This is a genomic window from Pinisolibacter sp. DMC19 (assembly GCF_056313985.1).
This window is the reverse complement of sequence record NZ_JBQUZF010000001.1, coordinates 301,377-316,633: the sequence shown is the minus strand read 5'-3', so window position 1 is coordinate 316,633 and position 15,257 is coordinate 301,377. Positions and strand designations below refer to the sequence as shown.

Here is a 15,257-nt window from a genome sequence, read left to right as displayed (position 1 = left end):
TCGCAGTACGAAGTTCGACGTAAGCTTCCTCTTGACCGACCGTCAGGATCGGTTTGTGATGAGCCCCGCGTTCGCTCGCGACGGCACACTTTAGTCCAACAAGTCGTGCTTCGCGAGACGGGGGAGCGCTCGGCGGCGAAACGATCGCCACGACGCGCTCCGGGGCTCCGATCTCACCACCGGCGACCGCGGGGTCGACCGGCAACCATCAGGCGGGTTCAAATGAATAAGAAGACCATGGCGGCGACCTTCGGCGTCGCGCTCGCGGTATCCGTGTCCGGCGCCGTCGCCGGCACGCTCGACGACGTGAAGACCAAGGGCTTCGTCCAGTGTGGCGTCAACACCGGCCTCGCCGGCTTCTCGATCTCGGACGCTTCGGGCAAGTGGACCGGTCTCGACGTCGACTTCTGCCGCGCCGTCGCGGCGGCGATCTTCAACGACCCGAACAAGGTCAAGTACACGCCGCTCTCCGCCAAGGAGCGCTTCACCGCGCTCGCCTCGGGCGAGATCGACGTCCTGTCGCGCAACACCACCTGGACCATGTCGCGCGACACCAAGCAGGGCAAGTTCGCCGGCGTCACCTATTACGACGGCCAGGGCTTCATGGTGCGCAAGTCGCTCGGCGTGACCTCCGCCAAGCAGCTCAACGGCGCCACCGTCTGCACCCAGACCGGCACGACGACCGAACTCAACCTCGCCGACTGGTTCCGTGCCAACAAGCTCGAGTACAAGCTCGTGTCCTTCGAGAAGGACGTCGAGGTGGTCAAGACCTACGACGCCGGCGGCTGCGACGTGCTGACCACCGACGCCTCGGGCCTCTATGCCGAGCGCCTGAAGCTGGTCAACGCCGACGAACACATCGTTCTGCCCGAGATCATCTCCAAGGAGCCGCTCGGCCCGATGGTGCGCTCCGGTGACGACGCCTGGTTCAACGTCGTGAAGTGGACCTACTTCGCGCTGGTCCAGGCCGAAGAGCTCGGCCTCGACAGCAAGAACGTCGACGAGCAGCTGGCCAAGTCGGAGAATCCGGAAGTCAAGCGCATGCTCGGCAAGGAAGGCTCCTTCGGCGCCGACATCGGCCTGACCAATGCCTGGGCCTACCAGATCGTCAAGCACGTCGGCAATTACGGCGAGGTCTTCGAGCGCAACGTCGGCGTCAACACGCCGCTGAAGATCGCCCGTGGTCTCAACGCGCTGTGGACCAAGGGTGGTCTGCAGTATTCGCCGCCGATCCGCTGATCGCGACGAACCCGCGCCCTCGGACGGGGGCGCGGGTCCTTCGCCCGTCGGGGGACGGGCCGCGTGTCTGGTCGAGGGGAGGGAACATGGCCGCAAGCGAGGCTGATCGCCGAGGCGGAACGGGGGACGTCCCCCCGCGCGTCGTCTGGTACAACGATCCGAAATGGCGGGGCATCGTCTTTCAGGCGCTGACGCTCGCCGTCGTGGTGGGTATCGTCTGGAGCGTGATCCACAATACCGCCGTCAATCTCGAGAAGCGCCATATCGCGCAGGGCTTCTCCTTCCTGTCGACGACGGCCGGCTTCGACATCAACCAGACGCCGATCTCCTTCCCCAAGGACGCGTCCTATGGCCGGGCGCTCCTGGTGGGCGTGGCCAACACGGTGATCGTCGCGGTCATCGGCATCTTCTTTGCCACGATCATCGGCTTCGCCGTCGGCATCGGCCGGCTGTCGCGCAATCTCGTGGTCTCCTCGATCGCCACGACCTATGTCGAGACGCTGCGCAACATCCCGGTGCTGCTGCAGATCTTCTTCTGGTATTTCGCGGTTCTCGGCGTGCTGCCGGTGCCGCGGGCGTCCTACGAGCCGATCGCCGGCTGGGTCTATCTCAACAACCGCGGCCTCTACCTGCCGGAGTTCCGCTTCGGCGGCTTCGCCGGCACGGGCATCGTCGCCGGCATCGCGCTCGGCCTTCTCGCCGCCTGGGTGATCGCCCGCTGGGCGAAGGCGCGGCAACGCGAGACGGGGCAGGCCTTCCCGGTGTGGTCGACCGGCATCGGCCTCGTCGTCGGCCTGCCGTTCCTCGCCTTCGCCGCCTCGGGCTTCGACCTGACGCTGGTGGCGCCGAAGAAGTCGACCTTCAATCTCTCCGGCGGCATCGAGATCATTCCCTCGTTGATCGCCCTGACGCTGGCGCTGGCGATCTACACCGCGAGCTTCATCGCCGAGGTGGTGCGCGCCGGCATCCTCGCCGTGTCGCACGGCCAGACGGAAGCCGCGCGTTCGCTCGGCCTGTCGAACGGCCACACGCTGCGACTAGTGGTCGTTCCGCAGGCGATGCGGGTGATCCTGCCGCCGCTGACCAACCAGTATCTGAACCTGACCAAGAACTCGTCGCTGGCGGTGGCGATCGGCTATCCCGATCTGGTCTCGACCGGCGGCATCGTTCTCAACCAGTCGGGTCAGGCGATCGAGGTCATCGTCATCTGGATGGCGATCTATCTCGGCACGTCGGTCGTCACCGCCATGGTGATGGACGGCTGGAACCGCCGCATGGCGATCGTGGAGAGGTGAACCGATGACCTCGATTTCCCCCTCCGACGTCGCCTTCGTGCGCGAGACGCTGGCCGAAGCCCGGCCGGCACCGGTTTCCGCCCGCGGCATCGTCCTGCTGGTCAAGGAACGGCTGTTCGGCTCGGTCTTCGACGCGATCCTGACGGTCTTCGGCACGGCGCTCGCCGCCTCGATCATCTGGGCGATCCTCGACTTCGCGGTCATCCGTGCGGTGTGGACCGGCAACGACGGCGCGGTCTGCCGTGTCCAGGGCACCGGCGCCTGCTGGCCCTATGTCTCGGCCTACTGGAAGCAGTTCGTCTACGGACGCTATCCGGAAGACGAGCGCTGGCGGGCGACGCTGGTGTTCCTCGCCTTCTTCGTCCTGCTGGCGCCGCTGGCGACCCCCAAGGTGCCGTTCAAGCGCCTGAACGCGCTCCTCTTCTTCGTCGGTCTGCCGATCTTCGCCTATGTCATGCTGTGCGGCGGCTGGTTCGGCCTCGTGCCGGTCGAGACCACCCAGTGGGGCGGCCTGCTCGTCACCATGGTGGTGGCGGTGACCGGCATCGTCTGCTCGCTGCCGATCGGCATTCTCTTCGCCCTCGGGCGACGCTCGAAGATGCCGATCGTCCGGATGCTGTCGATCGTCTTCATCGAGTTCTGGCGCGGCGTGCCGATGATCACCGTGCTGTTCATGGCGTCGAACATGCTTCCGCTGTTCATGCCGGACGGGGTCGACGTCGACAAACTGCTGCGGGCGCTGGTGGGCGTCTCGATCTTCACGGCGGCCTATCTCGCCGAGACGATCCGCGGCGGCCTGCAGGCGATCCCCAAGGGCCAGTACGAGGGCGCCATGGCACTCGGCCTCGGCTACTGGCGGATGATGGGCCTGATCATCATGCCGCAGGCGCTGAAGCTGGTGATCCCGGGCATCGTCAACTCGTTCATCTCGCTCTTCAAGGACACGACGCTGGTGCTGATCGTCTCGATCTTCGACCTGCTCGGCATGATCCAGTCGTCGCGCTCCGACCCGCTGTGGGCGTCGCCGTCGACCGGCACCACCGGCTATCTGGTGGCGGCGGCGACCTTCTGGGTCTTCTGTTTCGGCATGAGCCGCTATTCGCAGTGGATGGAGCGTCGGCTCGCCACCGGTCACAAACGCTGAGCCCGACGAGGACAAGCGCATGAGCAACACCGACGCCAAACTCGCCGCTCCCGACGCGACGGTCGCCGAAGACCTCGCCGTCGAGATGATCGGCGTCAACAAGTGGTACGGCGACTTCCACGTCCTCAAGGACGTCGATCTCCGGGTGAAGAAGGGCGAGAAGATCGTCATCTGCGGCCCGTCGGGATCGGGCAAGTCGACGATGATCCGCTGCATCAACCGGCTCGAGGAGCATCAGGCCGGCCGCATCGTCGTCGACGGCATCGAGCTGACCGAGGACCTGAAGCGCATCGACGAGATCCGCCGCGACGTCGGCATGGTCTTCCAGCACTTCAACCTGTTCCCGCACCTGACCATTCTCGAGAACTGCACGCTGGCGCCGATCTGGGTGAAGAAGATGCCCAAGAAGGACGCCGAAGAGATCGCCATGCACTATCTCAAGCGCGTGCGCATCCCCGAGCAGGCGCTGAAGTACCCCGGCCAGCTCTCCGGCGGCCAGCAGCAGCGCGTGGCGATCGCCCGCTCGCTGTGCATGAGCCCGAAGATCATGCTGTTCGACGAGCCGACCTCGGCGCTCGACCCGGAAATGGTCAAGGAGGTGCTCGACACCATGGTCGGCCTCGCCAACGAGGGCATGACCATGCTCTGCGTCACCCACGAGATGGGCTTCGCCCGCCAGGTGGCCGACCGGGTGATCTTCATGGACGCCGGGCAGATCATCGAGGCGAACGAGCCCAACGCCTTCTTCGCGAACCCGCGCCACGAGCGCACCAAGCTGTTCCTCAGCCAGATCCTGCACTGAGGGAGGGCTTCCCGCGCGCCGCCGTCTCGGATCGAGGCGGCGGCGTTCGCATGTCCGCACGCGCGGTCGCTCGGTTGCCGAGTCATCCCAGGCCACGACGAAAAAGGGCGCCCGAGGGCGCCCTTGTCCGTTCGTGTTCCGGTCGATCGCTGCGCGATCAGCCGCGCTTCTCGATGTCGACGTAGTCGCGCATCGGGGCGCCGGTGTAGAGCTGACGCGGACGACCGATCTTCTGATGCGGGTCCTCGATCATTTCCTTCCACTGCGCGATCCAGCCGACGGTGCGCGCCAGCGCGAACAGCACGGTGAACATCGAGGTCGGGAAGCCCATCGCCTTCAGCGTGATGCCCGAATAGAAGTCGATGTTCGGGTAGAGCTTCTTCTCGATGAAGTACTCGTCGTGCAGCGCGATCTTCTCGAGCTCGACGGCGACGTCCAGCAGCGGATCGTCCTTGATGCCGAGAGCGCCGAGGACCTCGTGACAGGTCTTCTGCATGATCTTGGCGCGCGGGTCGTAGTTCTTGTAGACCCGGTGGCCGAAGCCCATCAGACGGAACGGATCGTTCTTGTCCTTGGCGCGGCGGACGTATTCCGGGATGCGATCGACGGTGCCGATCTCCTGGAGCATCTGCAGCGCCGCCTCGTTGGCGCCGCCGTGCGCCGGGCCCCAAAGGCAGGCGATGCCGGCCGCGATGCAGGCGAAGGGATTGGCGCCCGACGAACCGGCGAGACGAACCGTCGAGGTCGACGCGTTCTGCTCGTGGTCGGCGTGCAGGATGAAGATGTGGTCGAGGGCCTTGGCGAGGACCGGATTGACCTTGTACTCCTCGCACGGGATCGAGAAGCACATCTTCAGGAAGTTGGACGTGTAGTCGAGCGAGTTGTCCGGGTACACGAAGGGCTGGCCGATCGAGTACTTGTAGGCCATCGCCGCGATGGTCGGCATCTTGGAGATCATGCGGATCGACGCGACCATGCGCTGGTGCGGATCGGCGATGTCCAGGCTGTCGTGATAGAAGGCCGCCAGCGCGCCGACGGTGCCGACCATCACCGACATCGGGTGGGCGTCACGACGGTAGCCGGTGAAGAACTTCATCATCTGCTCGTGCACCATCGTGTGACGATAGACACGGCCCTGGAAGTCGGTGAACTGGGTCTTGGTCGGCAGATCGCCGTAGAGCAGCAGGTAGCAGGTCTCGAGGAACGAGCCTCTCTCGGCCAGCTGGTCGATCGGGTAACCGCGGTGCAGCAGCACGCCGGCGTCGCCGTCGATGTAGGTGATCTTCGATTCGCACGAGGCGGTCGAGGTGAAGCCCGGGTCGTAGGTGAAGGCACCCGTCTGGCCGTAGAGCTTGGTGATGTCGATGACGTCGGGACCGATCGTTCCGGACTTGACCGGGAACGATACGGACTTTTCGCCCAAGTTGAGAGTGGCAGACTTGTCGCTCATGCAGTTACCCCCGAACGCGGAAGATCACCCAGTGGCACGTGACTTTCCAACCGATTCGAAGGAACCGGACGGAAAGGCGAGACGATTTGTCTCGGTCCGTGCGTCCGGGTAGGAGGCGTAGCCCATTCCTCCCGGGTCGACAAGCACTTCCTACGGATGAGGCGGTGCAGAAACAGCTCAAAGAAGTATCATGTCAACCCCTTGCAGGGTCGAGAGAAGTCTGTTCTCGCACATGCGAAGGCCGCTCCGTCGGGCGGCGCGGCCTCGCGATTTCGTCATCGGCGCGGAGCCCTCCGCGACCGGGTCTCAGGCGGCAAGCCGATCGCGCAGACGGGCGATGGTCTCATCGCGTCCGAGCACCGCCAGGACGTCGAAGATGCCCGGCGAGGTGGTGCGTCCGGTCAGCGCGGCGCGCAGCGGCTGGGCCGCCTTGCCGAGCTTGAGGCCGGCTTCCTCGGCATGGGCGCGCACGACCGCCTCGGTCGCTTCCGCCGACCATTCGGCGACCGCCTCGAGGCGCGGCACCAGCGCGGCGATCACCGCGAGGCCGGCCTCGTCGAGGAGGGCGGCGGCCTTCTCCTCCATCGGCAGCGGCCGGGCGGCATGGATGAAGCGGCAGCCGTCGAGCAGCTCCACCAGCGTCTTGGCGCGCTCCTTCAGGCCGGGCATGGCCTTGCGGATCTTGGCCTCGAGGGCGTCGTCGAGCTTGTCGAGCAGGGCGCGGCCGTCCTCGGTGTGGGGCAGGAAGGCACGGAACGCCGCCCACAGGTCGTCGTCGCTCGTCTGGCGCATGTAGACGCCGTTGAGGTTCTCGAGCTTGGCGAAGTCGAAGCGCGCGGCGCCCTTGTTGATGTCCGAAACCTCGAACCAGCCGACGGCGTCCTCCATCGAGAAGATCTCGTCGTCGCCGTGGGACCAGCCGAGACGGGCGAGATAGTTCTTCAGCGCTTCCGGCAGGTAGCCCATGGCGCGATAGGCATCGACGCCGAGGGCGCCGTGGCGCTTGGAGAGCTTGGCGCCGTCCGCGCCGTGGATCAGCGGGATGTGGGCGAAGGCCGGCACGGTCCAGCCCATGGCGCGATAGATCTGGCTCTGGCGCGCGGCATTGGTCAGATGATCGTCGCCGCGGATGACGTGGGTGACGCCCATGTCGTGGTCGTCGACCACCACGGCCAGCATGTAGGTCGGCGTGCCGTCCGAGCGCAGCAGGATGAAGTCGTCGAGCACGTCGTTGCGGAAGGTGACCTTGCCCTGGACGAGGTCGTCGACCACCGTCTCGCCCTCCTGCGGCATCTTCAGGCGGATGACGTAGGGCGCGCCGGCGGGCGCCTCGGAGGGATCGCGATCGCGCCAGCGGCCGTCGTAGCGCGGCGGGCGGCCTTCCTTCATCGCGGTCTCGCGCATCTCCTCGAGCTCGGCCTGGGTCGCCCAGCACTTGTAGGCGCCGCCCTTGGCGAGCAGTTCCAGCGCCACCTCGGCGTGACGGTTCGCGCGGACGAACTGGAAGATCGGCTCGCCCTCGCCCTCGAGGCCCAGCCAGCGCAGACCGTCGAGGATCGCGTCGATGGCGGCATCGGTCGAGCGTTCCCGGTCGGTGTCCTCGATGCGCAGCAGCATCCGGCCGCCGGTGTGGCGAGCCCAGAGCCAGTTGAACAGCGCCGTACGGGCACCGCCGATGTGGAGGTAGCCGGTGGGGGAGGGAGCGAAGCGGGTGACGACGGTCTCGACCATGGTGGGGTCCGATCGGGAGGAAAAGGGGGATGCCCGCGGCGGCGATGGCGGCAGACGCGGGATCGTGTAGCATGTCGGGACGGCAAAGCGAACCGGAACCTCGTGCATGTCCGTCGACGCAGCCCCGCGGCGCCTCGGCGCCCCGCGCGTGCTCGATCGCGCGGAGGACGACCGGAGGTTCGCGCAGCCTCCGGGCGGCGGCTGGCGTCTGCGTCTCGGAGAGACGCTGCGCCGGCTGATCGACGGGGCGGAGAGCGATCTCGCCCGGGGTGCCGCGCCGCCGCTTCTCGCGGCCTGTTTCGCCGGCGGCATGGCGCTGTGGTTCACCCTGCCGGCCGAGCCGTCGGCGCTCGCGCTGGCGCTCCTCTTCCTCGTCGTCGCCGGATCGGCCGCCGTCTCACGGCGGCGCGGTGGGCGGGCGATCGGCCGCGTGGTCTTCGCCGCGGTGATCGCCGGCGGGCTCGTCGCCGCCTTCGGCTCGTGGCGCGCGGCGGCCCCCCGGCTCGACCACGAGCGCACCGTCGCCGTCGCCGGTCGCGTCGTCGATCTCGACGCCACCGCCAAGGGCGGCACGCGGCTGACCGTCGACGTCGCGCGCATGGAAGGCGGCGGGCTGGGACCCGAGACGACGCCGGCGCGCGTCACCGCGACGCTGGCGCGCGGCCGCACGGCGCCGGGCATGGGCGACGTGATCGCCTTCAAGGCACGGCTGAAGCCGCCGGACGGACCGGTGCTGCCCGGCGGCTACGACTTCGCCCGGCGGGCGTGGTTCGAGGGGCGAGGGGCGGGCGGTTACGTCCTCGGTGGCGCGCATCCGGGTGAGGCGGGCGAACCGGGGTGGCTCGATCGCCTCGTTGCGCCGATCGGCGATCTGCGCCACCACGTCGCCGAACGCGTCCGTGCCGGGCTTCCCGGCGGCACCGGGGCGATCGCCGCGGCGATCATGGTGGGCGAGCAGCGGGCGATCCCGGAGAGCGTCGGCGAGCCGCTGCGCGCCTCCGGGCTCACCCACATCGTGTCGATCTCCGGCCTGCACATGAGCCTCGTCGCCGGCGGTGTGATGATCGTGCTGCGCATGCTGCTGGCGCTGTCGCCGCGGCTGGCGCTCGACCATCCGATCCGCAAATGGGCGGCGGCGGCGGCCTTCGTCGCGGCGACCTTCTACCTGTTGATGTCCGGCATGCAGGTCGCGGCGTTGCGCTCGCACATCATGGTGTCGATCGCGCTCCTCGCGGTGATCGTCGATCGGCCGGCGATCACCATGCACACGGTGGCGGTGGCGGCGGTCGGCATCCTGCTCTTCGATCCGGAATCGGCGATGGAGCCGAGCTTCCAGATGTCGTTCCTGGCGGTGATCGCACTGGTCGCCTCGTGGGACCTGTGGCAGATCCGCGTCGCGGCGCGGCCGCCGCGGCCCGAGGCGCGCGGGCCGGTCGTCCATGCGCTGGTCGCCGCCTGGCATCACGCCGAGGGCCTCGCCTTTTCCTCGCTGATCGCCGGTCTCGCCACCGCGCCGGTGATCGCCGGCATCTTCTATCGCGGCGCGCCCTATTCGATCCTCGCCAACATGGTGGTGCTGCCGGTCGTCGGCATGGCGGTGATGCCGGCCGCCGTCGTCGCGTTTCTCGCCATGCCCTTCGGGCTCGAGGCGCTGCCGCTGTGGGTGATGGGGCTCGGCGTCGACTGGATGGTGGCGGTCGGGCGCTGGACCTCGGCGCTGCCGGGCGGCAGCGGCCTGCTTGGCACGCCGCACTGGGCGGCGATGCCGCTCGGCGTCGCCGCGGTGCTGTGGCTGTCGTTGTGGCGCTCGAGGATCCGCCTCTTCGGCCTCGTGCCGGGCGTGCTGTCGATCGTCCTCCTAGGCTGCGGGCCGCGGGCCGACGTGATGATCGGCCGCCACGGCTCGCCGGTCGCGGTGCGCGGCGACGACGGACGGTTGCACGTGCTGGCGACGAAGGACGACGCCTTCGACACGGCGATCTGGCTCGCCGCCGATGCCGATGCGCGCGATCCGAGGTCGCCCGGCATCGCCGACGGCTGGCGCTGCGACGCGATCGGCTGTGCCTTCGTCCGGGGAGACGAGGCGACGGGCGGCGACGCAGGCGGAACGGCGCCCACCGCGGGGCGTCTGCCCCTGCGGGTCGTGGTGGTGCGCCATCCGCGCGGCTTCGTCGAGGACTGCGGCCGCGCCGACATCGTGATCTCGGCACTCGCCGCCCCGCCGGGCTGCGCCGCGACGAGCCTGGTGCTCGACCGCGTGGCCCGGGCGAAGACCGGCGCGGTGACGATCGACGTGGCATCCGCGGCGAAGCCCGACGGCGTAGAACCGGCCGATGTGGGGGTGGATGGAGCGCTCGGGCGAGAGGCGTCCGCCGGCAAGACGAGGCGATCGATCGTCGGCCTCGATCCGACGGACGATGCCGCGCCGGAGGGTCGGGACGGCGATCCCGACCTGCGGCAGCCGGTTGCCGAAGCCCACAGCGACGGCAGTGCGCGAGGAAACGGTCCGACGCCTCCGACCGCCGTCGAAGAAGCGTCGCCGCCATCGGCCATCACCGGCGAAACATCACAGCCGCGACCGCGTCTCACCTTCTCCGTGACGCCGAGCCTGCCGGCGACGCCACGGGCCTGGACGCCGCGCGATCCGAACGCCGTCCGCGCGCTCGCCGAAGTAACGGCTGATCCGCCGGACGGCGGCGCATCCGCCACTCCCGATCACGAAACGCCCGAGACCGTCGAGCGTGGCGAGACGGCGGATCCCTTGCGCTGATGCCCGTGATCCGCGTGCGCGACGCGACGCCCAATCCGTCCGCGGGGGCGTCCTCCCGCCGTCGGTCGACACCGTCCGCGCCGTCGGCGGCCCGCGTGCCCGTCAGTAGCGGCGGATCAGGCCGACGAGACGGCCCTGCACCTTCACCCGGTCGGGGCCGAAGATGCGGGTCTCGTAGGCCGGGTTGGCGGCTTCGAGGGCGATCGATGCGCCGCGCTTGCGCAGGCGCTTCAGCGTCGCCTCCTCCTCGTCGACCAGGGCGACGACGATGTCGCCGGAATCGGCGTTGTCGCCGCGTTTGATCAGCACCGTGTCGCCGTCGAGGATGCCGGCGTCGATCATCGAATCGCCGCGGACCTCGAGGGCGTAGTGCTCGCCGCCGCCGAGAAGATCGAAGGGCACCGGAATGGCGTGGGTGTAGGTCTGGATCGCCGAGATCGGCGTGCCGGCGGCGATGCGGCCCATGACCGGGATCGACACGACCTCCGCCGTCTCCTCGCCGGTGGGACCCGGCATCGCGGTCGGACGCGGCTTGCCGAGAGTGCCCTGGATGACCGAGGGCGAGAAGCCCTTCGAGCCCGGCGCACGGGCGGGGCTGGCGAGGCCGGGCGTCATCGAATCCGGCAGACGCACCACCTCGAGCGCGCGGGCCCGGTTGGGCAGGCGGCGAATGAAGCCGCGTTCCTCGAGCGCGGTGATCAGGCGGTGGATGCCGGACTTGGAGCGCAGGTCGAGCGCGTCCTTCATCTCGTCGAAGGAGGGGGGAACGCCGTCCTCCTTCAGACGTTCGTGGATGAACATCAGAAGTTCGAACTGTTTGCGCGTCAGCATGACCCCGTTCCCTCGCCAGCCGGCGCGACACGATCGGCGTCCGCCCCGGCATGTTCCATCCCCGCGGGCCCCGAAGAAGCCCCGCACTCGAGCGTACCCGTCCGCACCATGCACTCCCACCGGCCTCTTCGGCCGGTCCGGCAGGCGACTCGCGATGGGTACAAATCACGAACTCACGCTACGCGTTCTGCGGATGTTCTGCAAGGGGGAAGCGTGAACGGTGGGGTTTCGGGGGCCTCGCCGCGTGCGCGCGGATCGCTTCGCCGTCGTTCCGATCGCCGCGAACGGCGAGCGACGGGGCTCCGCATGAGCCGGGAGGGCGATGCGGCGGCGCGTGCGCCGACCTGTACGGCGCGGCGCATGGGCCGGGTCTCGGCTCTTCGGGAGGAAGGTTCCGGCGCTCGCCGATCGAAGACGAGCGATGGTCCATCCGTCGGTCGCCAACGGGCGCTGAGCGCCCTCAGACGTGACGCAGACGGATGATCTCGACCGGTTCGCCGGCCTCGACTGCGCGGGCGTGGATCGGCCGGACGATCAGCGCGTCGGCGTCGGCGAAGCGCGAGAGCAGCGAGGAATCCTGACTGTCGAGCGGCATCGCCACCAGCCGGCCCTCGGCGTCGTGGCGCAGTGCGGCGCGCAGATGGTCGGCGCGTTCGTCGTTGGCGGGCATGGCGCGGCCGGCGATCGCGGTCTCGCGGGCGAGACCGGCGGCGCCGCGGCCGGCCAGAGCGGCGACCAGCGGCGCGACGAAGCGCAGGCCGCAGACCAGCGAAGCGGCGGGATTGCCCGGCAATCCGAGGACGCGGATCGGACCGCGGCGGCCGAACATCAGCGGCTTGCCCGGGCGCATCGCCAGCTTCCAGAAGTCGAAGGCGACGCCCTCGGCCTCGAGCGCGCGGTGGACGAGGTCGTGATCGCCCATCGAGGCGCCGCCCAGCGTCACCAGCACGTCGATCTCGGCGGCGAAGGCGCCGGCGATGGCGGCACGGGTGGCGGCGAGATCGTCGCGGACGATGCCGAGATCGATCATCATGCCGCCGGCGTCCTCGACCAGTGCGGCAATGCCGTAGCCGTTGGAGGCGACGATCTGGTCGGGGCCGGGCACGGCGCCGGGCGGCACCAGCTCGTCGCCGGTCGCCAGGATCGCCACGCGCGGGCGGCGGCGGACCGGCACCTCGGCATGGTTCGACGAGGCGACGAGGCCGAGATTGGTCCAGTCGAGCCGGGTGCCGGCGGAAAGGATCGGCTGGCCCTCGCGGAAGTCGATGCCGGCGGCGCGGACGTGGCGGCCGGGGGCGGCGGCGGCGGCGAAGACGACGTGATCGCCGTCGCGCGTCGCGTGCTCCTGCATGACGACGGTGTCGGCACCCTCCGGCATCGGCGCGCCGGTGAAGATGCGGATCGTCTCGCCGGCCCCGAGCGGCCGGTCGTGGGCATGGCCGGCAGCGGCCTCGCCGACGATCGTCAGACGGGCGCCGGGGGTGGTCGCGTCGCGCGCGGCGAGCGCCCAGCCGTCCATCGCGGCGGCGGTGAAGGGTGGTTGCGTGCGGCGCGCCGTGAGGTCTGCGGCGAGAACCCGGCCGTTGGCGGCGGCGAGCGCGACGTGTTCGACCGCGACGGGCGAAACGTCGGACAGGAGGCGCGTCAGCGCGTCGTCGACCGGGGTCAGGGCCATGGGATCACTCGGCCTTCCATTCGCCGGACTTGCCGCCGGACTTCTCGAGCAGGCGGACGCCGCCGATCACCATGCCACGATCGACCGCCTTGGCCATGTCGTAGACCGTCAGCGCCGCGACCGAGGCCGCCGTCAGCGCCTCCATCTCGACGCCGGTCTGGCCCTTGACGCGGGCGAGCGTGGTGATCCGGATCCCCGGCAGGCTCTCGTCGGGGACGAGATCGACGGTGACCTTGGTCAGCAGCAACGGATGGCAGAGCGGGATCAGCTCGTGCGTCTTCTTCGCCGCCATGATGCCGGCGATGCGGGCGACCGCCAGCACGTCGCCCTTCTTGGCGTTGCCGGAGAGGATCAGCGCCAGCGTCTCGGGCTTCATCGTCACGGTCGCCTCGGCCACCGCCGTGCGGGTCGTCTCGGCCTTGTCGCCGACGTCGACCATGTGGGCCGCACCGGTCTCGTCGACATGGGTGAGGCGGGAGCCGGGCGCGGTCATGGGATCACCTTGCAAGGAGTTCGCGGGTGGCAGCGGTCACGTCGGCCTTGCGCATCAGGCTCTCGCCGACCAGGAAGGTCGAGATGCCGACGGCCTCGAGCCGGGCGCAGTCGGCCGAGGTGAAGATGCCGCTCTCGCCGACCAGCAGACGGTCGTCGGGAACGAGCTTCGCCAGCCGTTCGGAGGTTTCGAGCGAGACCTCGAAGGTCTTGAGATTGCGGTTGTTGACGCCGAGCATCGGCGAGGCGAGGCGCAGCGCGCGCTCGGTCTCTTCCTCGTCGTGGACTTCGACCAGCACGTCCATGCCGAGTTCGAAGGCCGCGTCCTCGAGGGCCTTCGCCTCGTCGTCGGAGAGCGAGGCCATGATGATCAGGATGCAGTCGGCGCCCCAGGCGCGGGCCTCGAGCACCTGATAGGGCTCGAACAGGAAGTCCTTCCGAAGCGCCGGCAGCGACACGGCGGCACGCGCCGCGGTCAGATACTCCGGCGCACCCTGGAACGACGGCGTGTCGGTCAGGACCGAGAGACAGGCGGCACCGCCCGCCTCGTAGGCGCGGGCGAGGGCCGGCGGATCGAAGTCCGGGCGGATCAGCCCCTTCGACGGGCTCGCCTTCTTGATCTCGGCGATGAGACCGCGCTTGCCTTCGGCCTTCTTGGCCCTGAGGGCCGCGAGGAAGCCGCGCGGGGCGTCGACGTCGGCGATGCGGGCACGCAGCTCGGCCTCGGAGACGGCAGCCTTGGCGGCGGCGATCTCCTCGCGCTTGTAGAGCTCGATCTTCTTCAGGATGTCGGCCATCGTCGCTCTCAGACGTTGGAGGCGATGACGAGGGCATCGAGACGCGCCCGCGCCGAGCCGTCGTCGATCGCCTTGGCGGCGCGGGTCACGCCTTCGGCGAGCGTCGCCACCTTGCCCGCCACGACCAGCGCCGCGCCGGTGTTCATCAGCACGATGTCGCGATAGGCACCCGGCGCGCCGTCGAGCATGGCGCGCAGCGCCGCCGCATTGTGCGCGCCGTCGCCGCCCTTGAGGGCCTCGGCGGGGTGACGCGGCAGGCCGACGGCCTCCGGCGACACCACGAAGGTGGTGATCTTGCCGGCCTTCAGTTCGGCGACATGGGTCTCGCCGGTGACGGTGATCTCGTCGAGCCCGTCGGAGCCGTGGACGATCCAGGCGGCTTCCGAGCCCAACGCGGCGAGCGACTGGGCGATCGGCTCGATCCAGGCGCGGGCGAAGACGCCGGTCATCTGACGCTTGACGCCGGCCGGGTTCGACAGCGGTCCGAGCAGGTTGAAGGCGGTGCGGGTGCCGAGTTCGACGCGGGCCGGTCCGACGTGTTTCATCGCCGAGTGATGCGACGGCGCGAACATGAAGCCGACGCCGGTGTCGCGGACGCAGCGGGCGATGTCGGCGGGGGCGAGGTCGATCTTGATGCCGAGGCCGATCAGCACGTCGGCGGCGCCCGACTTCGACGAGAGCGCGCGGTTGCCGTGCTTGGCGACCGGCACGCCGCAGGCGGCGGTGACGAAGGCGGAGGCGGTCGAGACGTTCCACGAGCCGGAGCCGTCGCCGCCGGTGCCGACGATGTCGATGGCGTCGGCGGGGGCTTCGACCCGCAGCATCTTCTCGCGCATCACCTCGACGGCGCCGGTGATCTCGTCGACCGTCTCGCCGCGCACGCGCAGTGCCATCAGGAAGCCGCCGATCTGGGCGGGCGTCGCCTCGCCGGACATCATCACGTCGAAGGCGGTGCGGGCCTCGGCACGGGTGAGGCTGGCGCCGGTCGCCACCTTGGCGATGAGGGCCTTCAGATCGGTCATGGGACTACG

General features: G+C 69.2%; 12 protein-coding genes. 5 read left to right on the top strand and 7 right to left on the bottom strand.

The window, feature by feature from the left end:
* The first annotated feature begins 222 nt into the window (after positions 1–222).
* The 4 genes from ACT53U_RS01405 (at position 223) to ACT53U_RS01390 (ending at position 4,480) form a co-directional block, all read left to right on the top strand.
* Entirely contained in the window at positions 223–1,239 is a 1,017-nt protein-coding gene (locus ACT53U_RS01405) for an amino acid ABC transporter substrate-binding protein (protein ID WP_476152114.1), read from the top strand.
* Positions 1,240–1,325: 86 nt separating this feature from the next.
* Entirely contained in the window at positions 1,326–2,534 is a 1,209-nt protein-coding gene (locus ACT53U_RS01400) for an amino acid ABC transporter permease (RefSeq protein ID WP_476152112.1), read from the top strand.
* Between the two features lie 4 nt (positions 2,535–2,538).
* Positions 2,539–3,678, top strand: coding sequence for an amino acid ABC transporter permease (locus tag ACT53U_RS01395; RefSeq protein ID WP_476152111.1), 1,140 nt, complete (start codon positions 2,539–2,541; stop codon positions 3,676–3,678).
* Between the two features lie 19 nt (positions 3,679–3,697).
* Complete coding sequence (locus tag ACT53U_RS01390) at positions 3,698–4,480, top strand: amino acid ABC transporter ATP-binding protein (protein ID WP_476136665.1); 783 nt, start codon at positions 3,698–3,700, stop codon at positions 4,478–4,480.
* Positions 4,481–4,637: 157 nt separating this feature from the next.
* Here the strand turns inward: ACT53U_RS01390 and gltA are convergent, their stop codons facing one another.
* Positions 4,638–5,930 carry a citrate synthase gene (gene gltA, locus ACT53U_RS01385; RefSeq protein WP_476152110.1) on the bottom strand — a complete coding sequence of 431 codons (1,293 nt, stop codon included), beginning with the start codon at positions 5,928–5,930 and terminating at the stop codon, positions 4,638–4,640.
* Positions 5,931–6,236: 306 nt separating this feature from the next.
* Positions 6,237–7,661: a glutamate--tRNA ligase gene (gene gltX, locus ACT53U_RS01380; RefSeq protein WP_476152108.1), complete on the bottom strand. Its 1,425-nt coding sequence runs from the start codon at positions 7,659–7,661 to the stop codon at positions 6,237–6,239.
* A 106-nt stretch (positions 7,662–7,767) separates the two neighbouring features.
* Between gltX and ACT53U_RS01375 the strand changes: the two genes are divergently transcribed.
* Positions 7,768–10,431 (top strand): ComEC/Rec2 family competence protein, encoded by a 2,664-nt coding sequence (locus ACT53U_RS01375; RefSeq protein ID WP_476152107.1) that lies wholly within the window; start codon positions 7,768–7,770, stop codon positions 10,429–10,431.
* A 102-nt stretch (positions 10,432–10,533) separates the two neighbouring features.
* Here the strand turns inward: ACT53U_RS01375 and lexA are convergent, their stop codons facing one another.
* From lexA to trpD, 5 genes are all read right to left on the bottom strand, one after another.
* Positions 10,534–11,262, bottom strand: a complete 729-nt coding sequence (gene lexA / locus ACT53U_RS01370; RefSeq protein ID WP_476152106.1) for a transcriptional repressor LexA — start codon at positions 11,260–11,262, stop codon at positions 10,534–10,536.
* 460 nt (positions 11,263–11,722) lie between these two features.
* Positions 11,723–12,937: a molybdopterin molybdotransferase MoeA gene (locus ACT53U_RS01365; RefSeq protein WP_476152104.1), complete on the bottom strand. Its 1,215-nt coding sequence runs from the start codon at positions 12,935–12,937 to the stop codon at positions 11,723–11,725.
* A gap of 4 nt (positions 12,938–12,941) precedes the next feature.
* Positions 12,942–13,430: a cyclic pyranopterin monophosphate synthase MoaC gene (moaC, locus tag ACT53U_RS01360; protein ID WP_476152103.1), complete on the bottom strand. Its 489-nt coding sequence runs from the start codon at positions 13,428–13,430 to the stop codon at positions 12,942–12,944.
* A gap of 4 nt (positions 13,431–13,434) precedes the next feature.
* Complete coding sequence (gene trpC, locus ACT53U_RS01355; RefSeq protein ID WP_476152101.1) at positions 13,435–14,226, bottom strand: indole-3-glycerol phosphate synthase TrpC; 792 nt, start codon at positions 14,224–14,226, stop codon at positions 13,435–13,437.
* An 8-nt stretch (positions 14,227–14,234) separates the two neighbouring features.
* Positions 14,235–15,248, bottom strand: coding sequence for an anthranilate phosphoribosyltransferase (trpD, locus tag ACT53U_RS01350; protein WP_476152099.1), 1,014 nt, complete (start codon positions 15,246–15,248; stop codon positions 14,235–14,237).
* Positions 15,249–15,257 lie beyond the last annotated feature (9 nt).